Source organism: Micromonospora sp. LZ37 (genome assembly GCF_059359015.1).
This window is the reverse complement of record NZ_JCADBL010000004.1, coordinates 289,311-312,964: the sequence shown is the minus strand read 5'-3', so window position 1 is coordinate 312,964 and position 23,654 is coordinate 289,311. Positions and strand designations below refer to the sequence as shown.

23 protein-coding genes and 1 pseudogene are annotated in these 23,654 nt (G+C 74.3%); 13 read left to right on the top strand and 11 right to left on the bottom strand.

Going from position 1 to position 23,654, the window contains the following annotated elements:
* Nucleotides 1-19 precede the first annotated feature (19 nt).
* Together AC5L3Z_RS11605 and AC5L3Z_RS11600 are read right to left on the bottom strand one after the other, a co-directional pair.
* Nucleotides 20-1,216 (bottom strand): low temperature requirement protein A, encoded by a 1,197-nt coding sequence (locus AC5L3Z_RS11605; RefSeq protein ID WP_494841551.1) that lies wholly within the window; start codon nucleotides 1,214-1,216, stop codon nucleotides 20-22.
* A 385-nt stretch (nucleotides 1,217-1,601) separates the two neighbouring features.
* A complete protein-coding gene (locus AC5L3Z_RS11600; protein ID WP_494841550.1) occupies nucleotides 1,602-2,141 on the bottom strand; it encodes a hypothetical protein in 540 nt (179 codons plus the stop codon).
* Between the two features lie 106 nt (nucleotides 2,142-2,247).
* On the opposite strand from AC5L3Z_RS11600, the gene AC5L3Z_RS11595 reads away from it, so the two are divergent.
* The 5 genes from AC5L3Z_RS11595 (at nucleotide 2,248) to AC5L3Z_RS11575 (ending at nucleotide 5,002) form a co-directional block, all read left to right on the top strand.
* Nucleotides 2,248-2,880: a phosphotransferase family protein gene (locus AC5L3Z_RS11595; RefSeq protein WP_494841549.1), complete on the top strand. Its 633-nt coding sequence runs from the start codon at nucleotides 2,248-2,250 to the stop codon at nucleotides 2,878-2,880.
* Complete coding sequence (locus tag AC5L3Z_RS11590; protein ID WP_494841548.1) at nucleotides 2,877-3,227, top strand: phosphotransferase family protein; 351 nt, start codon at nucleotides 2,877-2,879, stop codon at nucleotides 3,225-3,227. The genes AC5L3Z_RS11595 and AC5L3Z_RS11590 overlap by 4 nt, the downstream gene beginning before the upstream one ends.
* A gap of 48 nt (nucleotides 3,228-3,275) precedes the next feature.
* Nucleotides 3,276-4,238: an L-threonylcarbamoyladenylate synthase gene (locus AC5L3Z_RS11585; protein ID WP_494841695.1), complete on the top strand. Its 963-nt coding sequence runs from the start codon at nucleotides 3,276-3,278 to the stop codon at nucleotides 4,236-4,238.
* Between the two features lie 71 nt (nucleotides 4,239-4,309).
* Nucleotides 4,310-4,513, top strand: coding sequence for a hypothetical protein (locus AC5L3Z_RS11580; RefSeq protein ID WP_494841547.1), 204 nt, complete (start codon nucleotides 4,310-4,312; stop codon nucleotides 4,511-4,513).
* Nucleotides 4,514-4,582: 69 nt separating this feature from the next.
* On the top strand, nucleotides 4,583-5,002 hold the full coding sequence (locus tag AC5L3Z_RS11575; RefSeq protein WP_494841546.1) for a CBS domain-containing protein: 420 nt from the start codon (nucleotides 4,583-4,585) through the stop codon (nucleotides 5,000-5,002).
* A gap of 74 nt (nucleotides 5,003-5,076) precedes the next feature.
* On the opposite strand, the gene AC5L3Z_RS11570 is transcribed toward AC5L3Z_RS11575, so the two are convergent.
* Both AC5L3Z_RS11570 and AC5L3Z_RS11565 read right to left on the bottom strand, forming a co-directional pair.
* Entirely contained in the window at nucleotides 5,077-5,871 is a 795-nt protein-coding gene (locus AC5L3Z_RS11570; RefSeq protein ID WP_494841545.1) for an MBL fold metallo-hydrolase, read from the bottom strand.
* Nucleotides 5,855-10,309, bottom strand: a complete 4,455-nt coding sequence (locus tag AC5L3Z_RS11565; RefSeq protein ID WP_494841544.1) for an HAD-IC family P-type ATPase — start codon at nucleotides 10,307-10,309, stop codon at nucleotides 5,855-5,857. The genes AC5L3Z_RS11570 and AC5L3Z_RS11565 overlap by 17 nt, the downstream gene beginning before the upstream one ends.
* A 240-nt stretch (nucleotides 10,310-10,549) precedes the next feature.
* On the opposite strand from AC5L3Z_RS11565, the gene AC5L3Z_RS11560 reads away from it, so the two are divergent.
* The 4 genes from AC5L3Z_RS11560 to AC5L3Z_RS11545 all read left to right on the top strand — a co-directional run bounded on the left by AC5L3Z_RS11560 (nucleotide 10,550) and on the right by AC5L3Z_RS11545 (nucleotide 13,863).
* Nucleotides 10,550-11,920 carry an MFS transporter gene (locus AC5L3Z_RS11560; RefSeq protein ID WP_494841543.1) on the top strand — a complete coding sequence of 457 codons (1,371 nt, stop codon included), beginning with the start codon at nucleotides 10,550-10,552 and terminating at the stop codon, nucleotides 11,918-11,920.
* Between the two features lie 228 nt (nucleotides 11,921-12,148).
* Nucleotides 12,149-12,934, top strand: coding sequence for an SDR family oxidoreductase (locus tag AC5L3Z_RS11555; RefSeq protein WP_494841542.1), 786 nt, complete (start codon nucleotides 12,149-12,151; stop codon nucleotides 12,932-12,934).
* Between the two features lie 37 nt (nucleotides 12,935-12,971).
* Nucleotides 12,972-13,166, top strand: coding sequence for a hypothetical protein (locus AC5L3Z_RS11550; protein WP_334529153.1), 195 nt, complete (start codon nucleotides 12,972-12,974; stop codon nucleotides 13,164-13,166).
* Nucleotides 13,167-13,314: 148 nt separating this feature from the next.
* Nucleotides 13,315-13,863 (top strand): YbaK/EbsC family protein, encoded by a 549-nt coding sequence (locus AC5L3Z_RS11545; protein WP_494841541.1) that lies wholly within the window; start codon nucleotides 13,315-13,317, stop codon nucleotides 13,861-13,863.
* Between the two features lie 36 nt (nucleotides 13,864-13,899).
* Here AC5L3Z_RS11545 and AC5L3Z_RS11540 read toward each other — a convergent pair whose 3' ends face one another.
* The 4 genes from AC5L3Z_RS11540 to AC5L3Z_RS11525 form a co-directional block, all read right to left on the bottom strand.
* Nucleotides 13,900-14,532, bottom strand: a complete 633-nt coding sequence (locus AC5L3Z_RS11540) for a DsbA family oxidoreductase (RefSeq protein WP_494841540.1) — start codon at nucleotides 14,530-14,532, stop codon at nucleotides 13,900-13,902.
* A gap of 20 nt (nucleotides 14,533-14,552) precedes the next feature.
* Nucleotides 14,553-14,978, bottom strand: coding sequence for a SufE family protein (locus AC5L3Z_RS11535; RefSeq protein WP_494841539.1), 426 nt, complete (start codon nucleotides 14,976-14,978; stop codon nucleotides 14,553-14,555).
* A 96-nt stretch (nucleotides 14,979-15,074) separates the two neighbouring features.
* Nucleotides 15,075-15,494: a CBS domain-containing protein gene (locus AC5L3Z_RS11530; protein ID WP_494841538.1), complete on the bottom strand. Its 420-nt coding sequence runs from the start codon at nucleotides 15,492-15,494 to the stop codon at nucleotides 15,075-15,077.
* A 56-nt stretch (nucleotides 15,495-15,550) separates the two neighbouring features.
* Nucleotides 15,551-17,320, bottom strand: coding sequence for a proline--tRNA ligase (locus tag AC5L3Z_RS11525; RefSeq protein ID WP_494841537.1), 1,770 nt, complete (start codon nucleotides 17,318-17,320; stop codon nucleotides 15,551-15,553).
* Between the two features lie 306 nt (nucleotides 17,321-17,626).
* On the opposite strand from AC5L3Z_RS11525, the gene AC5L3Z_RS11520 reads away from it, so the two are divergent.
* From AC5L3Z_RS11520 to AC5L3Z_RS11510, 3 genes are all read left to right on the top strand, one after another.
* Nucleotides 17,627-18,394, top strand: coding sequence for an SGNH/GDSL hydrolase family protein (locus AC5L3Z_RS11520; protein WP_494841536.1), 768 nt, complete (start codon nucleotides 17,627-17,629; stop codon nucleotides 18,392-18,394).
* A gap of 2 nt (nucleotides 18,395-18,396) precedes the next feature.
* Nucleotides 18,397-18,843 (top strand): hypothetical protein, encoded by a 447-nt coding sequence (locus AC5L3Z_RS11515; RefSeq protein WP_494841535.1) that lies wholly within the window; start codon nucleotides 18,397-18,399, stop codon nucleotides 18,841-18,843.
* Nucleotides 18,844-18,955: 112 nt separating this feature from the next.
* The gene (locus AC5L3Z_RS11510) at nucleotides 18,956-19,858 is read left to right on the top strand and encodes a sulfurtransferase (RefSeq protein ID WP_494841534.1); all 903 of its coding nucleotides are present in this window, start codon (nucleotides 18,956-18,958) and stop codon (nucleotides 19,856-19,858) included.
* A 78-nt stretch (nucleotides 19,859-19,936) separates the two neighbouring features.
* On the opposite strand, the gene AC5L3Z_RS11505 is transcribed toward AC5L3Z_RS11510, so the two are convergent.
* The 3 genes and pseudogenes from AC5L3Z_RS11505 to AC5L3Z_RS11495 all read right to left on the bottom strand — a co-directional run bounded on the left by AC5L3Z_RS11505 (nucleotide 19,937) and on the right by AC5L3Z_RS11495 (nucleotide 22,285).
* On the bottom strand, nucleotides 19,937-21,112 hold the full coding sequence (locus AC5L3Z_RS11505; RefSeq protein ID WP_494841533.1) for a hypothetical protein: 1,176 nt from the start codon (nucleotides 21,110-21,112) through the stop codon (nucleotides 19,937-19,939).
* Nucleotides 21,109-21,621, bottom strand: a pseudogene (locus AC5L3Z_RS11500) (SigE family RNA polymerase sigma factor); the annotation flags it as partial. The gene AC5L3Z_RS11505 and the pseudogene AC5L3Z_RS11500, both read right to left, overlap by 4 nt.
* Nucleotides 21,622-21,706: 85 nt before the next feature.
* Nucleotides 21,707-22,285, bottom strand: coding sequence for a TetR/AcrR family transcriptional regulator (locus tag AC5L3Z_RS11495; protein WP_494841532.1), 579 nt, complete (start codon nucleotides 22,283-22,285; stop codon nucleotides 21,707-21,709).
* Between the two features lie 110 nt (nucleotides 22,286-22,395).
* Between AC5L3Z_RS11495 and AC5L3Z_RS11490 the strand changes: the two genes are divergently transcribed.
* On the top strand, nucleotides 22,396-23,559 hold the full coding sequence (locus AC5L3Z_RS11490; protein ID WP_494841531.1) for an FAD-dependent oxidoreductase: 1,164 nt from the start codon (nucleotides 22,396-22,398) through the stop codon (nucleotides 23,557-23,559).
* Nucleotides 23,560-23,654: the final 95 nt, after the last annotated feature.

Here is a 23,654-nt window from a genome sequence, read left to right as displayed (position 1 = left end):
AACGCCTGCCTCGGCGCGGTCAGCGTCGCTGTCGGGTCGACCTGGGCGGCGAGGCATTCTCACCCGGGTGTTTCCGCTCGCGGATCGTGTCCCACGCCGCGATCCCGGCCAGCACGGTGGCTGCGGCGCTGGTGGCGATCAGCGGCGGCAGGCGGACCATCACCGGTGCCAGGGCGGCCAGCGCGAGAAGTCCGATGACGCGGGACGCTGACACCCGGGCGAACACCTCGTACTCGAGGCGGGCCCGCCCAGCCAGGAACAGCGCGGGCCCACCCAGGATGACCGCGAGCCACAGCGGATCCCCGTGCAGGACCGGATGATGGATGACCAGCGCGTGGCCGACGCCGGTGGCGAGGATGCCGGTCGCGATGGTCAGCTGCGTGTGGAACCCGGACCGACTGAGGCGGGCTGGGCTGGGGATGGCCTCGATGGCGGCGGGAAACATCGCCCCAGCGCGGTGGAAGTAGATTCGCCACATCAGCATCGTGGTGGCGAAGGACACGACGCTCGGCACCACCCGATCGGACGTGAACTGCTCCGCGAACGTCATCCCCGTGAGCAGGATCGTCTCACCGAGCGCGATGACGATGAACTGCTGAAAGCGCTCGGCGATGTGCTCGCCGGTGAGCTTCCAGTCGTCGATACGGGTGCGGCCAAGTCCCGGAACGGGCCAGCCGAGAGCGAGTCCCGTGTAGTCCAGCGCCAACGCCAGCGTCCACAGGACCCCGCGCGCGGGACTCTCCGGGAAGAGAACCGCCCCGGCGATCCAGGGTACGGCGGATAACGCTGCCCAGCAGAGTGCCCGCGCGGGGCTGTGCCGCTCCCGGTCGTACCGACCGAGCAGGAGCACGAAGCACTTGCCGAATTGGAGGGCGACATAGCTGACCGCGAAGACCACGGCTCGATCACCGAACGCAAAGGGCAGCGTAACCGCCATGATCATGACGCCGAACATGACCAGGACGAGCACGAGCCGGATCGCCCGTTTCCGCGGATCGATGGCGCTGGAAATGATCGCCGCGCGGACCCAGGTCAACCAGAGGGCTAGCAGCAACAACGCCGTCTGACCGAGTTCCGGCAGAACGACCCGCCGCTGTGCGGTGAAATCCTCGATCAGCCGCTCCGAGATCCGGGCGAGCGCGAAGACATAAACCAGGTCGAGAAGGAGCTCCCCCTCGCGGCCGCGAAGCAGACCACGCAAGCCGCCGATTGTCATCTTTCGCCTGCTAACGTCCGCCTCGCGCCACTATAGAAGTAGTCGTATCACGTCGGTCCGTGACCTCGGACCCGGATGGGCGGAACCTGTCCGACGAGGAGATCCGCCAACAGCTCAGGCAAGTATGGAACTACGCGAACCAGGTAAGGCGCGGAACTGCGCCTCCTGGTCCACGTCCAAGCCGTCCTTGGGCAGGGAGATCGCGTGGCGGTTCCACTTCCAGCTCGACGGCGGAGAAGGCCACGGACCCGACGACCCGTACGCGCTCAACTTCGGTGGCGGCACCGGCTACGGCTTCCTCGCCCCGGACCGCCGGGAAGGTCGTTTCCTCCGTGGGACCGGTGACGGGCGGACCGAGTCGGTCCGATGCTCCGCCCGCCCACAGTCACCGCGGCGCCGGTGGGTGCTCGCGGCCGGCGGGCAGTCGGCGAGCCAGCTCGCGGCGCAGCACGTCGCGGCCCGGAGCCAGGTGGGCGAGCGGTACCAGGATCTCGTGGGGTCGGCTCTGCCCGTGTCCCGCCCATTGCCAGCGCTTCAGCGGGGGCCGGGTCCGGTCGGGGTCGACCGGCTCGATCACGAGGAACGCCGCCAACACCCCGTGGATCTCGGCGCGGGCGATGTTCGACCAGTCGATGGTCACGGTGATGTCGCCCGGACCGGACACCTCCAGGTGATCGCGGGTGAGCCGCAGGGGCAGCCGGGCCTGGTACCCGGAGTCCGGCGGGCGGGCCACCCGCCGGGAGACCTCGAAGATCCCGAAACACAGCAGCCCCAGCCAGAGCCCATCCCACCACTGCCGGCCCCGTGTGAGGTTGAACGCGACCGAGGCTCCCACGACGAGGAGCAGCCCGATGACCACGACGGCGGTCCGACGGCGTCCCGACCGAATGAACTCGATGGTGGGTGGCCCTTCGGCGGCGGTCACCGTGATTTTCTGCCCGGTTGATCCGAGCGTCAAACCGTGGCCGGGCCAGGCCTGGCCGGAGGAAGCCGGCACCCGGCGGCAGCGGGTGGCTGGCACACTTCCCCGAATGACACGACCTGCTGGGCCCGGGGGTAGCGGGCCCGCCGACGAGGACGCGATGGGCAGCGAGGCGGCCCGCAGCGCGCTGGCCGAGGCGTGCCCCGGCATCCGGGTCGCGGGCGTCCGGCGACTCGACGCCGGCTACACCAGCCGGCAGTGGGTCGCCGACACGGACGAGGGCCCGCTGCTGGTGAAGACACCGGTACGGGACACCGACCCCGAGCACCTGCGACGGCTCGTCGCCACCACCCGTCGGGCCGCCGAGGGGGGCGTCCCCGTGGTGCGGTTCCGTGCCTTCGTGCCCCGGAGCGCCGCCCTGGCGGCGCCGCTGCTGGTGCAGGAGTACCAGCACGGTACGCCCGCCAACGACGCGTGGGAGGCGATGGACGCCGCCCGGCGTCTGAGGTTCGCCGGTGAGCTGGGCGACCTCGTGGGCCGCGTCCACTCCTGCGCCGGCCCGTGGTTCGGGGACGTGCTCGGCGCCGAGAAGTACCCGGACGTCCGGACGTTCCTGCACGCCCTCGTCGACTCCCAGCTGGTCCAGGCGCCGCCGGACATCACCTCGGTCGGCCGCGACGGCCTGTCCCGGGCGATCCACCGCGCCATCGACGCCGTGCCCCCGGACGGACGCCGTCGTTGACCCACGGCGACCTGTGGCGCCAGAACATGCTCCTCCGCGACGGACGGATCGCCTGCCTGCTCGATTTCGAGCACGGCCGCTACGCGGACCCGTTCCTGGACTTCGGCAAGCTCGACGAGCACATCTTCGACGAGTTCCCGGAGGGTCGGGCGGTGTTCCTCGAGGCTTACCACGAGGTGTGCCCGCTGCCGGACGACTGGGAGTCCCGGGTCCGGCTCGGTCACGCCGTCCACGCCCTGTCGATGAGCGTCTACTTCCTGCGCTGGACCCCGAAGTGGGCGCCGCGGTACGTGCGCGAGCTGGACGAGTGGCTGACCACCGGTGGGAGGTCCGGGGGATCCCACTGACCAGGGGCAGGCTAGCGTCGGAGCGTGAGCACTGGAAACCCCCGCATCCTGCCCGCCGACAGCGGTATCGCCGAGGCCGCCGCCGTCCTGCGCGCCGGTGGGCTGGTCGCGTTCCCCACCGAGACCGTCTACGGGCTCGGCGCGAACGCCCTGGACGCGCGGGCCGCCGCTCGGATCTTCGAGGCCAAGGCCCGGCCCAGCTTCGACCCGCTGATCAGTCACCTGGCCGACGCCGCCGACCTGGAGAAGCTGGTCGGGCCGGTGCCCCCGGCGGTCGCCGCGCTGGCCGAGCGGTTCTGGCCGGGCCCGCTCACCCTGCTCGTGGAGCGGCCCGCCGACATCCCGCCGATCGTCACCTCCGGCCTGGACACCATGGCGGTGCGGGTGCCCGACGAGCCGTCCGCCCGGGCGCTGATCCGGGCCGCCGGGGTACCGGTCGCCGCCCCCAGCGCCAACCGGTTCGGGCAGCTCAGCCCGACCCGCGCCGAGCACGTGGTGCAGGGGCTCGGCGCTGCGGTCGACGTGGTGCTCGACGGCGGGCCGACCCGGTGCGGGATCGAGTCGACCATCGTGGATGCCCGAGGCCCGCAGCCGGTGGTGCTGCGGCTGGGCGCGCTCGCCCTGGAGGACCTGATCGCGGTGGCCGGGCCGGTGAGCGTACGGCCGGGCAGCTCGGGGCAGCCGGTGGCGCCGGGGACGCTGGCCGCGCACTACGCCCCGCGTACCCCGTTGCGGGTGGTGGCCGGCGCGGTGCCGGCGCCCGGCGACGGCGCCCGGCGCGGCTTCCTGGCCTTTCAGGAGCGGCCGGCGGACGGCTACGCGGCGGTCGAGGTGCTCTCGCCCGCCGGTGACGTGACGGAGGCGGCCGCCCGGCTCTTCGACGCGCTGCACCGGCTCGACGCCGCCGGGGTGACCGAGATCCTCGCCGAGGCGGTGCCCGACGTGGGCGTGGGGCGGGCGGTCAACGACCGGCTGCGCCGCGCCGCGGCCACCTGGGAGCCGACCGGCTGAGGTCGCCGCGGGTCGGACAGGACTGCGTCGGGTGGGCGAGAATGACGGCCCGGACGACGCGAGGGGATCGGATGAGGCATCCGTCGGAACGGCCGCTGCTGCCCGGCCTGATGCTGCTCTCGCTCTGCCTGGCCGGCCTGTCGTCGACCGCCGACGCGGGGTTCGCGGTCGTCGTGTTCCTCGCGATCTTTTTGGTCTTCTTCGGCGTGTGGTGGCTCGGTTGGCTGCTGCGGGGGCACGAGCTCTGGCGGGAGGAACGGCACCACCGGAATTGAACGGCATGGGTCGGCGGGCCGGGGGTAGGGATTTCAGAACGACAACCCCCCGGAAAGCGAGGTGTCATCATGCCGACCGCACGCGAGATCATGACCAGCGACGTGACCTGCGTCCGTGAGCAGGACGACCTGCGGGCCGCGGCCCGACGGATGGCCGAACTGGGCGTCGGTGCGCTGCCGATCTGCGGCGACGACAACCGACTCAAGGGGATGGTCACCGACCGCGACATCGTGGTGAAGGTCCTCGCCGAGGGGAAGGACCCGGCGAAGGTGACCGCCGGTGAGCTGGCCCAGGGCGAGGCCGTCACCATCGGCGCGGACGACGACGCCGCCGAGATCCTGCGCACGATGGGCCAGCACAAGGTGCGCCGGCTGCCGGTCATCGACGGGCACGAACTCGTCGGGATCGTGGCCGTGGCCGACGTGGCCCGGTCGCTGCCCGAGCGCCCGGTGGGCGACCTCATCGAGGCCATCTCCGAGCGGGCCTGACCGACCGGCACCAACGATCGCCGCCCACCGGCTCCGGCCGGCCGGCGGCGATCGGCGTACGTACGCGGGGCGGCTCAGCCGGTCAGCGGCACGGTTTCGCCGCGCGCGATGGTGCGTACCGTCGACACCAGCCCGCGCCGGCGGGCCTCCTCGACGAAGTGCCGCAGCGGTGACCGGAACACCGGGTAGTCGTCGTAGTGGATCGGCACGGTGAGCTTCGGCCGGATCAGCTCGACCAGGTCGGCGCCCTGCTTCGCGTCCATGGTGAGCAGGATCCCGGCGATCCGGGTGCCGCCCAGATGGATCAGCATCGCGTCGATGTCGGGGTAGCGCCGGGGGATCTCGGCGAGCTGCGGCCGGCGCAGCGTGTCACCGGTGACGTAGAGCCGGAACCGGCGTTCGCCGGCGTGCTCCAGGTCGATCATGGTCCCCATCACGTCGGGCAGGAGCCGGTCCAGCGCCCCCGGCCCGTGCTGTCCGGGCAGCGCGGTCAGCCGCAGCGTCGCGCCGTCGCGGCGCAGTTCCCGGGACTGCCAGGTGTCCAGTCCCTCGGCGGCGTCGAAGCCCCAGCGGCGCAGCTTCCGCCCGGCGGACGGGGTGGTGACGATGGGCAGCCCGTGGTCGAGTTCGCGGCGGGCCACCCGGTCGAAGTGGTCGCCGTGCAGGTGGGACAGGACCACCGCGTCCAGGGTGGGAAGTTGCGCGATCGTCAGCGCCGGGTCCGTCCGCCGCCGCGACCACAGCCCCTTGCCCAGGTACGCCCGCTGCCCCCGGTGCAGGAAGTTCGGGTCGGTCAGCAGGGTGAACCCGCCGATCCGCAGCACCGTCGTCGCGGTGCCGACGAACGTCACCTCAGGTCGATCCGTCATGCTCCGTCCCTACCCCTCGTGCGCCGGCTGAACCGGACGGCGGGGGGAAGCGCTCGACCAGTCGGGTCAGCGCGCCGTTGGCGACGGTCGCGCCGAGCGCCGAACCGGCCGCGATGCTCCAGCCGACCGGGCCGAGCGGGGTGCAGCCGAAGAAGTGGCTCACCACGGGGGTCTGCACCACGGTGACGAGCACGCCGAGCGACACCGCGGTGCAGGCGAGCACCATCGGGCTGGTGCCTCCGGCCAGCACGGTCTGGCCGAGCTGGGTGCCGACCAGCGACACCAGCGCCACGGTGCCGGCCCGGCGTTCCCGGCCGGTGTAGCGGGCCAGCGTCCAGCCGGCCGTCGCGCCGAGCGTGGTGGCGGCGGCGCGCAGGCCGATCTCCCGGGTCATCGTCCCGCCGAGCGAGGTGTCCGGCCCCTCCCGGAGCAGGTCGTCGGCGTGGCCGGCGGCGGGCGGTCGGATCGCGATGGCCATCGCCGGGGCCAGGTCGGTGAGGAGGTTGACCAGGAGGAGTTGCCGTCCGGTGAGCGCGGAGCGGCCGGTGGCGGCGGCGGTCAGCACGCTGAACGCGATCTCGCCCAGGTTGCCGCCGACCAGGATGCTCAGCGCGTGGCGGACCGACGACCACATGGCCCGCCCCTCCACCAGGGTGGCGATGATGGTCTCCAGCCGGTCGTCGGTGACGACCAGGTCGGCGGCGGCCCGGGCGGCCGGGGTGCCCCGCTGGCCGAGCGCGATGCCCACGTCGGCCAGCCGGATCGCCGGCGCGTCGTTGGCGCCGTCGCCGGTCATCGCGACCGTCCGCCCGCACTTCTGTAACGCCTGGATGATCCGTACCTTGTGCGTCGGCGTGCAGCGGGCCACCACGTCGGTGCGGGAGAGCCGCTCGCCGAGCGCCTCGTCGTCCAGCTTGTCCAGCTCGGCGCCGGTCGCCACCCGCTGGTCGTCGTCGTCCGCGCTGATCACCGAGGCGATCGCCTCGGCGGTGGCCGGATGGTCTCCGGTGATCATGATGGTGTGCACGCCGGCCTGCCGGATCCGGCGCACGGCGGGGGCGGCGCTCTCGCGTACCCCGTCGGCGAGGGCGAGGAAGCCGACGAAGACCATGTCGTGCACCTGCTCGTCGGTGATCGCCTCGGCGTCCACCGTGCACTCGGCGACGGCGAGGATCCGGTGCCCCGCCCCGGCCCGGTCGGCGAGCATCGCGTGCAGTCCGCTGCGCCCCTCGTCGTCCAGCGGTTCGTCCCGGCCACCGTCGGTACGCCAGGCGCTGCACCGGGGCAGCACCGTCTCCGGTGCGCCCTTCACGCTGAGCAGCAGCCGGTCCCCGGTCCGCCCGATGGTGGCGTGGTAGCCGCGGGACGGTTCGAACGGCAGGCCCCCCACCGCCGTCCAGCCGTCCGCGCCGGTCCACTCCACCACCCCGGCGTCCCGGGCGCCGCGGCGGACCGCCCGGTCGGTGTGCTGCGGCAACTGCTCCGGGTCGTCGGCGGTCGGGGTGGCCCGCAGCGCGGCGCCGAGGATCAGCCGCAACGTCTCGTCGAGCTCCGCCACCGGGGCGTACCCGCCGTCGTTGCCGACCCCGGCGAGCAGCAGCCTGCCCTCGGTGAGGGTGCCGGTCTTGTCGAAACAGAGCACGTCCACCCGGCCCAGCGCCTCGATGGTGCGCGGGTTGCGGACCAGCGCGCCGCGCTCGGCCAGTCGCCGGGCCGCCGCCAGCTGCGCGGCGCTGACCAGGAACGGCAGCCCCTCCGGCACCGACGCCACGGCCAGGTTCGCGGCGGTCGCCGCCGTCTGGGCCAGCGGTACGCCCCGCAGCAGCCCCGCACCCGCCACCGCGATCGCCGAGCTGGCCGCCAGCGGCACCGCCGCGCTGGTCAGCTTGCCGAGGCGAGCTTCCACGCCACTGGCCGGCGGGGCCTGCCGGGCCAGGGCGAGGCTGCGACCCGACTCGGTGTCGGCGCCGGTCGCCACCACCACGGCGGTGCCGTGCCCGGCGGCGACGGTGGTGCCCTCGTAGAGCATCGAGCGGCGGTCGGCGACGGCGGCGGCCACCACCGGCTCGGCGGTCTTGCGCACCGGCAGCGACTCCCCGGTCAGCGACGACTCGTCGGCCTCCAGTCCGTCCGCGGTCAGCACCCGGCAGTCGGCCGGCAGCGCGTCGCCCGTACCGAGGACGAGCACGTCGCCGGGGACCAGGTCCTCGGCGACGAGCACCTGTTCGGCGCCGTCGCGGCGCACCCGGGCGGTGACCGCGGTGCGCGACAGCAACTCGGCCAGGGACCGTTCGGTGTTGCGCTGGTGCACCGCACCGAGCAACGCCGACCCGCCCACCACCCCGCCGACCAGGGCGGCGTCGACCAGCGACCCGAACGCCGCGGAGAGCACCGCCCCGGCGGCCAGCACCGGGGTGAGCGGGTTGGACAGCTCGTCGACGAAGGCCCGGAGCAGCCCGCCCGGTCCGGGCGGGGCGCCCGGGCCGGCACCGTGCCGGCGGCGCGCCTCGGCGCCGGTCAGCCCGTCCGGGGTGGTGTCGAGCTGCCGCAGCACGGTCGGCACCGGCATCAGGTGCCAGGCGGTGGTGGTCGGCGCGGGCGCCCCGTCGGGGTCCGGCAGCCGGCGCGCCCGCCACACCCCGTGCGCGAACGCCACCGCCGCCGCGCCGTTCACCGCCGACAGCGTCCGCCCGGGCAACTGCTCGCGCTCGGCGGTGAACGCGCCGAGCGCGCCGAGCCCGGTGCCGGCCATGGCGAGCCGGATGTTCTGCCCGGTCATCCGCCGGGCCACCCCGGCCGCCTCAATGACCAGCGCCGGTACGCGCAGGTCGGTGCCGACCAGCAGGTGCGCGCCCCAGGGCGGCAGGTCGTCCGGGGCGGCGACGCCGAGGCCGCAGTCGGACGCGGCGAGGGCCCGGCGGTCCGCGGAGACCACCAGCACCACGGCGCCTCCCTGCTGCAGCCCGCGGATCGTGTCGGTCAGCCGGTCACCGCCGGCCAGGACGCTGTCGGCGAAGTCGTACCGGCGCGGGTCGTCACCGGCCACCACCAGACGCAGGCCGGCCCGCCGGGCGGCGGTGGGCAGCGCGTCCACTCCGGGGGCGGGTTCGGACTCCACCCGGATGACCGCGGCGAGGGTGCCGTCGTGGGCGAGGCCGAGCAGCAGCCCGCCGCCGTCGCGCAGCCGGCGGCTGTCCGCGGTGTCATCGGGCTCCTCGGCGGTCGGCCCGTCCAACGGCGCGAGTCGCCAGCCGTCCGACTCCCGCGCCCCGTCCGGGTCCGCCGGGTCGAAGAGGGCGAACGCGCGGCCGGACACCTCACCGATGTCCGCCCCGGCCAGCGGGGCGAGGTCGGCCAGCACGCCCCGCCCGGAGCCGAGGACGGCGGCGTCCAACACCACGGTGTCGATCCGGTCGAGTCGGCGCAGCACCGTGCGGTCCATCGCGATCACCCCGCGTCGGGCCAGCATCCGGCCGAGCTGGGCGGCGTACCCCTCCCGGCCACTGCCGGGGGCCTTGGGCAGCGAGGAGAGCCCCAGCGCGGCGGCCCGCTTGCCGCCGACGACCGGGAAGGCCGCCGCGCCGGCCGCCGCGCCGGCGGCCAGCGCCCAACTGGCGTACCGCTCGACCGGGCCGTCCGGCACGGGGCGGGGCCGCTCGGTCGTCGGTGCCCGGGCGACGGCCCGCTCCGGGTCGCCGGTCAGCCGCGGCTCGGCGCGGGTCCAGGCGGAAAGCTGGGCCCGGGCCTCGCTCCACTGCACGATCCGCTGGACGCCGTCCAGGACGATGCCCGTCCAGCCACCGGTGAGGCCCTGCACGACCGCCTCGGCGAGCGGGAAGATCACCTCGGCGCGCGGGTCGGCGCGCAGCAGCCTCCGGTCGGCGAGGGCGTGCAGCTTCGGGTGCATGTCGATGGCGCCGAGCAGGCCGGCGACCTCGCCCGGGACGGGAGTGAGGGGGAGGATCCGGGTGGCCGCCGAGATCGTCAGGCCGAGCGCGTCAGAGGCGAGCGCGCCGAGGGTGCGGGGGGTGCGGGGCCCCTCCTCGGGCGGGTGCGGCGGTGGGATCTCCGGGTCCGGCTCGTGCGGGCAGACCCGTTCGGTGCGGGCGATCGTGGCGATCAGGTCGCGCAGCTCGGGCTTCGGCTCCTCGACGGCCACCACCACCCGGCCGGACGGCGCGTTCACCCGGGCCCAGGCCACCCCGGGCATCCCCTCCAGCGCCGCCTCGACCTGCCGGGCGAGCAGGTCGCCGCCGTCCTGGCAGACGCCGTGCACCTCGATGTGGTGTCGCCCCGGCCGGGACCAGACCCGGCGCCGGGTCAGCCCGACCACGCGGGCCAGCCGGGACGCGGCCGTGCCGACCGTACGGGAGGCGTCGGCGACCAGCGGCGGCACCGGCGGCAGCACGCGGCCGGAGACCCGGCCCAGCGTCGTCATCGAGGGGTACGGCCGGGCTGCCGGCCCCGACTCCCGTCGCCCGTCCCGCTCACGCCGTACGCCATCTCGCCTCCCGCTCTCGTGGGACGGCCTGGCTTCCCGGCGTACCGGCGGTCATGCCCCGCCGGGTGGGAAAGTTTCCGCCGGAGCCGGGCGGCGCGACCGGGTTCACCGTTGACCTCAACCCGGCTTCAGGATGCAGGCTGGGTCCGTGCTCAACGATCTCCGACGGCCGCGCCGATGACCGCCGCCCTCGCCCCGGTCACCCCGGCGGCCCGCCTCTACGACCCACGACTGCGCGCGATGACGGTGGGCATCGTCGCGCTGGTCTCCCTCCTCGCGTTCGAGGCGCTGGCGGTCGGCACGGCGATGCCCACGGTCGCCCGGGCCCTGGACGGCCTCGCCCTGTACGCGCTCGCCTTCGGCGGGCCGTTCGCGGTCGGTGTGCTCGCCATGGTGCTCTCCGGCATCTGGTGCGACGCCCGAGGTCCCCTGGCCGCGATGTGGACCGGGGTGGTGCTCTTCGTGGCGGGGCTGCTGCTGGCCGGGAGCGCCACCGCGATGGGGGTGCTGGTCGTCGGCCGGGCGGTGCAGGGTCTCGGCTCCGGGCTGCTCTCCGTCGCGCTGTACGTGGTGGTGGGGCAGGCGTACCCGGAGGAGCTGCGCCGCCGGGTGTTCGCCGCGTTCGCCGCCGCCTGGGTGGTGCCGTCGCTGGTCGGGCCGGCGGTGGCCGGCCTGATCGTCGAGCACCTGGGCTGGCGCTGGGTCTTCCTCGCCGTACCGGTGGTGGCGGTGCCGGCGGCGCTGCTGGTCCAGTCGGGGCTGCGGACGCTCGACGTGCGGGCCGCCAACCGGCCGCCGGCCGGGGCGGTGGCCCGGATCGGTTGGGCGGCGGCAGCGGGGGTGAGCGCCGCGCTGCTGCACCACGGGGGGCAGCAGCGTGGCGCGCTCGCCGTACCCCTGGTGGTGCTCGCGCTGGTCGGCCTGGCCTGCTCGGCGCCGCGGCTGCTGCCGCCGGGTTTCCTGCGCGCGGCCCGCGGCCTGCCGACGGTGGTCGGCCTGCGCGGGCTGGCCTCGGCGGCCTTCGTGGGCGCCGAGGTGGTGATCCCGTTGATGCTCTCCCGGGAGCGGGGCTTCTCGCCCACCGCCGCCGGGCTGGTCCTCAGCGTCGGGGCGCTCTCCTGGTCGCTCGGCTCCTGGCTGCAGGGGCGGCTGCCGTCGCCCCGTTCGAGCGCGACGTTCCCGCGGGTCGGGCTGGCCTGCATCACGACGGGGACGGCGATCGTCGCGGTCACCGTGTCACCGGCCGTCCCGGTGGCGCTCGGTGTCGCCGGTTGGGCGCTGGCCGGGGCCGGCATGGGGCTGCTCTACCCCTCGCTGTCGGTGCTCACCCTGGCGCTCTCCGCCCCCGGTGAGCAGGGGCGCAACAGCTCGTCGTTGCAGCTGGGCGACTCGCTCTTCGCCGCCACCGCGCTGGCGCTGACCGGTGCCGTGCTCGCCGCCGGAGCGGCGCCCGGACCGGCCGACTACGCCGGCATGCTGGCGGTCGCGGTGGGGTGCGCACTGCTCGGGACGCTGCTCGCCGGCCGGGTGGCGGCCGCACCCCGCTGATCGCGCCCGCCCCTGGCCGGGATGCGCGCGATCCGGCCTGGTGGAGCGGCCGGGCCGGGAGGTATGGGGAGGCGATGACCCTCCTGATGGTCCTGCCCACCATGCGTGGATCGTCGTCATCTTCTTCATCCTGGTGACCGTGGTCGACCTGCTGGCGTGACGGGCCTCGCGTCACGCTCCGCGGGCCGGCGTCGTCCTCAGCGGTGACGACACGACCGAGGAGATGCGATGAGGGTTCTGGTCACCGGCGCCGGCGGCACGTTGGGGCGGGCGGTGCTGCCCCGGCTGCGGGCCGACGGGTTCACCGTCCGGGCGATGAGCCGGCGGCCCCGGCACGACCCGGCGGCGGAGTGGGTGGTCGCCGACGTCGGCACGGGGGCGGGGCTGGTCGAGGCGGTGGCCGGGGTGGACGCGGTGCTGCACCTGGCGTCCCAGCCGGGCGGAAGTCGGCGTACCCACCAGGTCGACGTGCTCGGCACCCGCCGGCTCGCCGTCGCCGCCGGCCACGCCGGCGTCGCCCACCTGGTGTACGTCTCGATCGTCGGCGTCGACCGGGTGCCGTTCCCCTACTACCGGCACAAGCTCGCGGCGGAGCAGGTGGTGGCGGCCGGGCCGGTGCCGTGGACGGTGCTGCGGGCCACCCAGTTCCCGGTCTTCCTGGACGGGCTGCTCCGTACGGCGAGCCGGCTCGGCCCGGTCGTCGGGGACCCGGCGGTCCTCGCCCAGCCGGTCGACCAGCGGGAGGTCGCGGCCCGGCTCGCGGAACGGCTCACCGCCGGTCCGCTCGGCGGAATCGAGGAGTTCGGCGGCCCGCAGGTGCTCCGCTTCGACGAGGCGGTACGCGCCTGGCGGGCGGCTCGTGGCTCGCGCCGGCCGCTGCTGCCGGTGCGGTTCCCGGGGCGGCTCGGGCGGGCGCTGCGTGCCGGCGGGCTGACCACCACCGCCACCCCCACCGGCCGGTTCACCTGGGCCGACCACCTGACCGACACGTACGGGGGAACCGGCGGAAGATGAGACGCTGGCCGGTTCATGTTCGCCCTACCGTGGGCCCATGCTGGTCATCATCACCACGGTGCTGCTCTACGTGTGCGGGTTCGTCTTCCTCTACGGCGTGATCCGGCTTGCCGTCCGGCACGGCATGGAGGACCTGGAGGCGCGCCGGCCGCACGCGCTCCGCGCCGCCCGCTCGGCGGCCGAACACGACCAGGCGTTCCTTCGCGAGAACGCCTTCCTCAGCGGCAACTGACCCGGCCCGCTCCTCGTTCGCACCGGACCGGGCGTCCGCGCCGCCGGCCGACCCGACCCGCCGCAGGGGCTGGATCCGGGTCGGCCGGAGGGGACGCGGTACCGCCGACGGGCGGATCGTCGCCATGGGTGCGAGGATCGCAGCCGTGATGGGGACACTGAAGACCGAGCCCGCCCGTGTCCGACTCGACCTGCTGGCGCCGCCGGTGGCCGCCGCGCTCGCCCAGTGGTCCGACGAGGCGCCGGTGGACGCCGACGACGTGCTGGTCGCCCCGATCGACGCGACGCTCGCCGACACGGCGGCCTTCTGCGAGGCGTACGAGGTGGGGCTCGACGTCTCGGCGAACTGCGTGGTGGTGGCCGGCAAGCGGGAGGGCGAAATCCGCTACGCCGCCTGCGTGGTGCTCGCCACCACCCGCGCCGACGTAAACGGTGTGGTGCGGCGGTCACTGGATGTGCGCAAGGCGAGCTTCGCCCCGATGGCGGACGCGGTCGAGCTGACCGGCATGGAGTACGGCGGGATCACCCCGATCGGGCTGCCGGAGTCCTGGCCGATCCTGGTCGACGCGCGGGTGATCGCCACCCCGCACGTGATCATCGGTTCGGGCGTACGACACAGCAAGATCGCGATCCCGGGCCCGGCGCTCGGCGCGCTGCCCGGGGCCACGGTCGTCGAGGGGCTCGCCCGACCCGCCTAGGTCGTCACGGTCGTCGATGTTGTTGCACGTGAAACATCAGGCGACCGACTCCCGGCGCTCCACCTCGGTCAGCGCGGCGAGCAGCGTCTCGGGCTCCTGCGCGCCGGTGACAGCGTACTTCCCGGCGAGCACGAAGGTCGGCACGCTGGTGACGCCGAGCTGGTGGGCGGCGGCCAGGTCGGCGGCCAGCTCACGCCGGCCGGCGTTCGAGTCGAGGTGGTCCCGCGCCGCGCCCTCGTCCAGGCCGATCCCGGCGGCGAGCGTGACCAGCGCGTCGCGCGAGCCGACGTCCACTCCGTCGGTGAAGTGGGCCCGGTACAGCGCCTCGACCATCTCGGCCGCCCGCCCGTGCTCCTCGGCGAACCGGACCAGCCGGTGCGCCTCGAACGTGTTGGAGTGCACCGCCCGGTCGAAGTCCAGCTCCAGACCCACGCCGGCGGCGACCTCCGTCACCTGGGCGAACATCGCCTCGGCCCGCTCCCGGCCGCCGAACTTCGCGGCCAGCGCGTCGACCAGCGGCTCCGGCCGGGCGACCGGCGACGGGTCCAACTGGAACGGTCGGTAGCGGATCGTCACGTCGCCGTCGTACGACTCCAGGGCCTGCTCCAGCCGGCGCTTGCCGATGTAGCACCACGGGCAGACCACGTCGGCGTAGATCTCGATCTCCATGATCGGAGGCAACCCCCGGGTCAGCCCAGTTGTTCCCGGACCTGGCGCTTGAGTCGGCCGAGGATGGCGGTGCCGCCGCGTACCCGCAACGGGCTGATCGCCTGGGCGAGCCCCATCCGCTGGTAGAGGTCGTCCGGCACGGCCAGCACCTGATCGGCGCTCGCCCCGGCCAGCCCCTCGGCGAGGATGCCGGCGAACGCCCGGGTGGTGGGCGCCTCCGGCGGGCAGTCGAAGAGGGTGCGCACCGTCCGGTCGGGGTCGACCTCGGCGCGCAGGAAGAACGCCGTCTGGCACTCGGGCACCTGCTCCAGGCCCTCCCGGTCCACCCCGGCCGGCAGCGGGGGAATGACGTCGGCGTATTCGAGCAGCATCTCCAGCACCACTTCGCGCGGCGCGTCGGCGAACTCCTCGACGATCTCGGCCAGTCTGGTCGGCATCTCGGGCATCCCGCCAGGCTACCGCCGTCGCGGCGGGGCGCCGGCCGGTCGGGGACGCCGGGCAGGGCCCCTCCGCCACGGCCGGGTCGGGAGGGGGCCCCGCGTTCAGCTGTTCGGGACGGCTTCGCTGATGTCGGCGAGCGCCGAGGTGGGATCGAGCTGCATCGCCAGGTCGCCCAGGGAGACGATGCCCACCAGCTTGCGGTCGCTGTCGCAGACCAGCACCCGCCGGATGTTGCGCTCGCGCATCAACGCCACCGCCTCGGCCGCCGTCGAGTGCTGCTCGATCATCACCACCTCGCGGGTGATGATCGAACCGATGGTGGTGTCCGCGGGGTTGGCCCGCTCCGCCACCGCCCGGACCACGATGTCGCGGTCGGTGAGCATGCCGGCGAGGCTGGCGCCGTCGGTCACCACCACGTCGCCGATGTCGGCCTCCTTCATCACCCTGGCCGCCTCGTCCAGGGTGGTCTCCGCCGACAGGTAGACCACCTGCTTCGTCATCACGTCACTGACCCGGTACATGAGAGCCTCCGAAAACACCTCAGTCGATTCCCCAGCCGTACCCCGTGGCGCGACCGCTACACGTCGCGGCCGAGTGCGCCACGCACCTCGTCCACCAGCCGCTCGACCAGCCCGTCCAGCGGCAGCTCGGTCCGTTCGCCGGAGGCCCGGTCGCGCAGCTCGACGTACCCGTCGGCGAGCCGGCGACCGACCACCACGGCGCGCGGGAGCCCGATCAGCTCCGCGTCGGTGAACTTCACCCCGGCGGAGACGTTCGTGCGATCGTCCACCAGCACCCGCAGGCCGGCGGTGGAGAGCCGTCCGCCGAGGTCGAGCGCCGCGTCGAGCTGCGGCCCCTTGCCGGCGGCGATCAGGTGTACGTCGCACGGCGCGACCGCCGCCGGCCAGGTGAGACCCCGCTCGTCGTGGTGCTGTTCGGCGATCGCGGCGACCGCCCGGGACACCCCGATGCCGTAGCAGCCCATGGTCGGCCGGACCGGCTTGCCGGCGGCACCCAGCACGTCGACGGCGAACGCGTCGGTGTAGCGGCGACCGAGCTGGAAGATGTGCCCGATCTCGATGCCCCGGCGCATGGTCAGCTCACCCGTGCCGCAGTCCGGGCAGGGGTCGCCGGGGCGTACCTCGGCCGCCTCGATGGTGCCGTCGGGGGTGAAGTCGCGTCCGCAGGCCACGTCGGTGGCGTGCCGGCCCGGTTCGTTGGCGCCGGTCAACCAGGAGGTGCCGGTGACCACCCGGGGATCGACCAGGTAGCGGACGCCGAGCTTCGCCATCACCTGCGGACCGAGGTAGCCCCGGACCAGATCCGGGTGGGCCGCCCAGTCGTCGAAGACCGCCACGGTGGCCGGGGCGAGCGCCGCCTCGACCCGCTTCAGGTCCACCTCCCGGTCGCCGGGCAGCCCGATCACCAGCAGCTCGGCGGCCTCGGCGCCCGGCCGGCGTACGGTCAGCACCACGTTCTTCAGGGTGTCCGCGGCGGTCCAGTCGTCCCGCCCGGCGAGCCGGCGGGCGTTGGCCAGCTCCACCAGCGCGGCGATGGTCGGCGTCTCCGGGGTGTCGTGCGCCTCGGCGGCGGGGTGGGCGTCCGGGTCGGCGGCGGCCGGGGCGCGGGTCACGACCGCCTCGGTGTTCGCCGCGTAGTCGCAGGCCGTGCAGCCGACGAAGGTGTCCTCGCCGACCGGCGTGGCGGCCAGGAACTCCTCCGACGCCGAGCCGCCCATCGCCCCCGACGTCGCGTGCACCACCGCGTAGTCCAGCCCAAGCCTCGTGAAGATCCTTTCGTAGGCTTCCCGGTGCCGGTGGTAGGCCGCCTGCAATCCCGTGTCGTCCAGGTCGAACGAGTAGGCGTCCTTCATCAGGAACTCGCGCCCGCGCAGCACCCCGGCCCGGGGCCGGGCCTCGTCGCGGAATTTCGTCTGGATCTGGAAGATCGTCACCGGGAAGTCCCGGTACGAGGTGAAGACCTCCTTCACCAGCAGCGCGGCCAGCTCCTCGTGGGTCGGGGCGAGCAGATGCTCGGCGCCCTTGCGGTCGGCGAGGGTGAAGAGGAGGTCGCCGAACTCCGTCAAACGCCCACTGGTCCGGTACGGCTCCGCCGGCAGCAGCGCCGGGAAGTGCACCTCCTGGTCACCGATCGCCGTCATCTCCCGCCGGACGATCTCGGTCACCCGGTCCAGCACCAGCTTGCCCAGCGGCAGCCAGGTGTAGCCGCCCGGCGCGGCGCGACGGACGTAGCCGGCGCGGACCAGCAGTCGGTGGCTCGGCACCTCCGCGTCCGCCGGGTCCTCGCGCAGGGTCCGCAGCAGCAGGGTCGACATGCGTAGCAGCATTGACGCAGCGTAGGACGCTCGGGGCGGAACGGGCGATCCAATTCGTCCGGTCGGGCGCGCCGCACCCACCCACTCCGGCATCGCCACCCGCCAAGATCGTGCTCGATCCAGGAAGTAGTGGCTTCCTGGCGGGTTCGAGGCCACTACTTCCTGGATCCAGCGTGATCATGGGAAGGCTTCGCGAGGACCGCTACCTGTCGGGGGATCGATGATGTCCGCCACGTTGTCCGGCGGGCGGCATCGACGGTCGCCTGGCCGATGACAGACTGGTCGCCGCAGGCAACGAGGGAGCGTGAGGGAGGCGCCGTGCGCTGGCGCAGTTTCGTGGCGGTGGGGGACAGCTTCACCGAGGGCATGGACGACGCGTACCCGGACGGCACCTACCGCGGCTGGGCCGACCTGGTGGCGACCCGGCTGGCCGCCGAGGCCGGCCCCGATTTCGCGTACGCCAACCTGGCGATCCGGGGCCGGCTCTTCCCCGGTGTGGTGGCCGAACAGGTGCCCGCCGCCCTCGCGATGAAGCCCGACCTGATCAGCTTCGCGGCCGGCGGCAACGACGTGCTGCGCCGCACCTTCGACCCGGACGCCCTGGTCACCCGCTTCGACGACGTGGTGCGGCGGCTGCGCTCCGGCGGCGCCGACGTCATCCTCTTCCGGTTCGCCGACGTGATGGCGCGGCTGCCCGGTCAGCGCCTGGTCGCCCCCCGGATCGAGCTGCTCAACCGGGCTGTCGGGGAGACCGCCGAGCGACACGGCGCCATCCTGGTCGACCTGTACGCCGACGACACCTTCCTCAACCCGATGCTGTGGAGCACCGACCGGCTGCACCTCTCCGCCGCCGGTCACCGTCGGGTCGCCGGTCAGGTGCTGACCGCGCTCGGGGTGGGCTGCGACGAGGACTGGCTGATGGTGCCGGAGCGTCCGTTGCCCCAGCCGTGGCTGGCGGCCCGCGCCGCCGACCTGCGCTGGGCCGGCCAGCATCTCGTGCCGTGGGTCAAGCGCCGGCTGACCGGGCGCTCCTCCGGCGACACGGTGACCGCGAAGCGCCCGATGCTCAGCCCGATCACCGACTGACCGTGCTCACCCTGCACACCGCGTCGCTGCTGCGGACCGCCGTCGACGGACCGCCCTCGGAAGGGGCCGCCTTAGCGGTTCGGACCGACCGCGTCGCCGCGATCGGCCCGTTGGCCCAGCTCTGCGAGGAGTACCCGGGCGCGCGCCTGCGCCGCTGGCCGGGCACCCTGGGCCCGGGGCGGGTGCACGACGCCCCGCTGCCACCCGCGCCCACGCCGCGCGAGCGGGTGCACGCCCTGCTGCGGCTCGGGGTGACCGCGGTGCTCGCCGAGCACGTCGCCGACCCGGCGCTGCGGGCGGCCGTCGACCGCAGCGACCTGCTGGTGTTGGCCAACCCGGTCCCGCCGACGCTGACGCCGGGCGGTCGCGCCGACCTGGCCGTCCTCGCCGACGACGGCACCTGCCTGGTGACCGTGCTGGCCGGCCGGCTGGTGCACCGCCGCGCCTGATCCACCGGCCGCGTTCCCCCGTGATGCTCAGGAGATGCGGGTCCGCAGGCGCCCCGTCACCCGATCCCCGATGGCCGGTCGTGAGCCCACGATCCGGCGTACCTTGGGGATCATGTCTGTGCCGAACGATCCGAATCCCCGCCTCCAGTCGTACGCGGACCCGCAGCGCCTGGTCACCACGGAGTGGTTGGCCGAGCACCTCGGTGACGAGGGCCTAGTCGTGGTGGAGTCCGACGAGGACGTGCTGCTCTACGACACCGGCCACATCCCGGGCGCCGTCAAGGTCGACTGGCACACCGAACTGAACGACCAGGTCACCCGGGACTACCTCGACCCGAAGAGCTTCGCCGAGATGTGCGCGGCCAAGGGCATCGGCCGGAACGACACGGTCGTCTTCTACGGCGACAACTTCAACTGGTGGGCGGCGTACGCCCTCTGGGTCTTCTCCCTCTTCGGCCACCCGGACGTGCGGCTGCTCGACGGCGGCCGGCAGAAGTGGATCGCCGAGGGCCGGGAGCTGACCCGGGACAAGGTGACCCGCCCCCGGGCGGAGTACCCGGTGCCGCAGCGCGACGACACGCCGATCCGGGCGTACCGGGAGCAGGTGATGGCGCACATCGCCGCCGGTCGCCCGCTGGTCGACGTCCGCTCGCCCGGCGAGTACACCGGCGAGATGCTGCACATGCCGGACTACCCGCAGGAGGGCGCGCTGCGCGGCGGGCACATCCCCGGCGCGGTCAGCAAGCCGTGGAAGTCCGCCGCGAACGAGGACGGGACGTTCAAGTCCGCCGACGAACTGCGCGGCATCTACGCCGACCAGCTCGGGCTCAGCCCGGACGACGACATCGTGGCCTACTGCCGGATCGGTGAGCGGTCCAGCCACACCTGGTTCGTGCTGCGCCACCTGCTCGGCTACCCGCAGGTGCGCAACTACGACGGCTCGTGGACCGAGTGGGGCAATCTGGTCCGGGCTCCCGTCGTCAAGGGCGACCAGCCCGGCGGCCTGAGCAGCTGACCGCCCGGCCGGACCCGCGCGGCGGCTCCGTCCGCGCGGGTCCGGGCCCTTCCAGAGGTACGCCCGCGGCGGCGCGGCTCAGCCGGCGGCGAGCGAGACCTGGCCGTACAGGTCCCGCGCCACACCGGTGACCTCGCCGGTCAGCGGCTGCCAGCGCAGCAGCCCGCCCGGGTCGTGGCGCAGCAGCACGGCGCCGCTCCGGTCCCAGCCGAGCACCTCGCAGCAGCTCTTCCAGCGGTCTCTGCCCAGGTCGAGCAGGTGGGTCACCGTCCCGGACCGGGCGTCCAGCACCGCGACCGCCTCGAGTCCATCGGCGCCGCCGGCGGAGATCCAGCCGGCCCGGGCCACCAGGACGTCCCGCTGCCAGCCGCGCCCGTAGAACTGGTCGATCCGGTGGCCTCTCGGCAGCCCGGCGGTGCTGACCGGTTGCCGGTCCAGCCCCCGTCCCCTGCCGTCTTCGGCGACCCGGTGCAGCATCAGGCTCTCCGGCGTGCCGCCCAACTCCAGCAGGAGGTCCGGCCGGGCAGTCGGGTCGGGGGTGACCACGTCCCAGGGCGACACCGGCACCGTCCGGGCGGCGCCCGTGACCCGGTCCACCTGGTACGTGGTGTCTTCGTCGCCGACGAAGAGTCGGTCGCCGGACCAGAGCACGTGTTCCAGGTAGCCCTTGAGCGGGTAGCGGCGGACCTTCGCGGTGGTCAGGTCGACCACGATCACCTCGTCGGTCTGGGCGAAGGCGGCCAGCCGCCCGTCCGGGGAGAGGCTGCCGGTCTGCAGCGGAGTCGCCTCGTTGCCCGCGGCGTCGCGGGTCCGGGCCGGGGTGACCACGTCGAGGGCTCGCACGACACCGTCGTCGCCGAGCACCCGGATCCGTCCCTCGACGCCGGTCTCCCGGTCCACCGGCTGGTACAGCGCCAGCGCCTGGCGGACCGGGCGGGCGGACAAAGACGCGCCCACCGGGTCGCCGAGGCGACCGAGCGGGCCGCCGGGATAGGTCAGCTGGTCCGGTGGTCGCTGCACCGGCGACGCGCTCGCCACCGGGCTCGCGATCGGCGTGGTCGGCGCGGGCCGGTCGGCGGGGGCCAGGGCCAGCGCCGTAGCGCCGGTGAGCAGGACGACCGCCACGGCAGCGGCCCCGGCGGCCCGGTTGCGCCGGGTGCGGCGGGCCCGCTCCCAGCCGGCGGCCGCAGGGTGCGCCGGCCGGACGTCCTCGGCGGCCAGGGTCAGCAGTCGGGTCAGATCCTCTTCCCTCACCGGTTAACCTCCATCCCGTTGGCCAGGCCGTCGTCGCGGCCCAGCTCGGGCGCCACCTCGCGGAGCCGGCGCAGCGCCGCGTGGCACTGGCTCTTGACGGTGCCGACGGTCACGCCGAGCGCCTCGGCGGTGGCGGTCTCGGTCAGGTCCTCGAAGTAGCGCAGCACCAGGACGGCCCGCTGGCGCGGCGGGAGCTGCCCGAGGGCGTCGTGCAGCGCGAGCCGGAGCAGCCCGTCCGCGTCGCGGGCGACCTGTTCCGGCGGGCACGCGGCCAGCCACTCCCGTCGGCGCCGCCGCCACCAGGAGACCGCGTCCCGGTAGAGGATGGTCCGCACGTACGCGGCCGGGTCGCCCTCGCGCACCGACGGCCAGCGCAGGGCCAGCTTGAGCAGCGCGTCCTGAAGCAGGTCCTCGGCCTGGTGTCGGTTGCCGCAGACCAGGTACGCGGCGCGCAGCAGCCGGTACTGGTGGGCCTCGACGAAGCTGACGTAGCCGTCCCGCCCGTCGTCGGTCGCTCGTCCCCATCCGCCCCCCTCCCCGGCCGGTCGCTGTCCCGTTCACCTGACAGACGCCTGGGGCCGGGGGAAGGTTGGGTCAGTTTCCGGATCGGCCGGTCAGGTAGCGCTGAAGGGTGGGGGCGACCCAGGCGGCCAGTTCCTCGCGGGTCATGTCCACCATCGGCGGCAGCCGGACGATGTAGCGGGTGAAGGCGAGGCCGAGGATCTGGCTGGCCACCAGGCCGGCCCGTTTCCCGGTGGTCGCCGGGTCGATGCCGAGCCGGCCCACCGCCGTGCCGAGTTGGTCGGCGAAGATGCCGCGGACCCGTTCGGCCGCGCCCGGATTGGTGCTGGCGGTCCGGAGCAGGGCGGCGAGTGTCTCGTCCCCCTCCCACCGGTCGAGGAAGTGCCGGACCAGCGTCTCGCCGAGCCGGGCGGGCGGCACCTCGGTCAGGTCGGGCAGCCGCAGGTCGAACTCCGCCGCCGCCGCGAACAGGCCCTCCTTGCTGCCGTAGTAGCGCATCACCATCGACGGGTCGATCCGGGCGTCGGCCGCGATGGCCCGGATGGTCGCCCGGTCGTACCCCTCGGCGGCGAACCGTTCCCGGGCGGCACGCAGGATCGCCGCCCGGGTGGCGTCGGAGCGGCGGGGCGGGGTCGGTGCGGCCTCGGTCATGCCCACCACCGTATGCCAACGGTTGTTGACACTCCATTCGCGGCGGACCTACTGTTGTCAACAGGCGTTGGCAAACAAGTGTTGGCACTGCTGGTGACGGAGGTGTGGTCATGCTGCCCACGAGCACGGACGTCCTGGTGGTGGGGGCCGGCCCGACCGGCCTGACCGCGGCGCTCACGCTGGCCCGGCGCGGGGTCGCGGTGACCGTCGTCGACCGGCTGGACCGGCCCCCGCTCACCTCCCGGGCGGCCGTCGTGCACGCGTACACCCTGGAGGAGCTGGACCGGATCGGCGCGGCCGACCCGCTGATCGAGCGGGGGCTGCCCTCGCCGGGGTTCACCGTGCGGGACCGCGACCGGGTGCTGCTCACCGTGCCGTTCCACACCCTGCCCACGCGGTACGACTACGCGCTGATGGTCTCCCAGGCGGTCACCGAGGAGGTGCTCACCGGGCAGCTCACCGCGCTCGGGGTGCCGGTGCTGCGGCCGTACCGGATGACCGGGCTGGCCGTCGACGCGGCCGGCGCGACGGTCACCTTCGACGGCGGGGCGACCGTGCGGGCCCGGTACCTGGTCGGCGCGGACGGCATGCGCAGCACCGTGCGGGAACAGGCGGGCATCGGCTTCTCCGGGCCGGACGTCGGCGCGGAGTCGTACACCCTCGCCGACGTCCGGGTGTCCAGCGCGCTGCCCCGCGACCAGGTGGCCCTCTTCCTCGCCCGCAGCGGTCCGCTGGTCTGGGCGCCGCTGCCCGACGGGGTGGTCCGGCTGGTCGCCGCGGTGGACGAGGCACCCGCCGAGCCGGACGTGGCATACCTCCAGGCGCTGCTCGACGAGCGTGGGCCGGCGCGCCGCCCCGACCGGGTGGTCGAGGTGCTCTGGGCTTCCCGGTTCCGGCTGCACCACCGGATCGCCGACACCTTCCGCGCCGGGCCGGTGCTGCTGGCCGGCGACGCCGGGCACGTGCACAGTCCGGCCGGCGGGCAGGGGATGAACCTCGGCATCGTGGACGCCGTCGACCTCGGCACCACCCTCGCCGACGTGCTCGCCGGGGGCTCCGAGGCGCTGCTCGACGGGTACGCGGCCCGGCGCCGTCCGATGGCCGAGGCCGTGGTCGGCTTCGCCGACCGGCTCACGCGGCTGGCCACCCTGCCGCCGTCCCGCCGGCCGGCCCGGAACCTGCTGTTGCGGCTGCTCTCCGCCGTGCCGCCGGCCCGGCACCGGGTCGCGATGCGCCTCTCCGGCCTCGACCAGCGCGAGCGGGTGGCCGGCTAGGTCGCGCGGGGCCGGCGATGGGGCGGCGGGTCGCAGCGCCCGCCACGCCACGAGGGTCACCAGCGCGAACGTGCCCGCCACCGCCGCCGCCACCG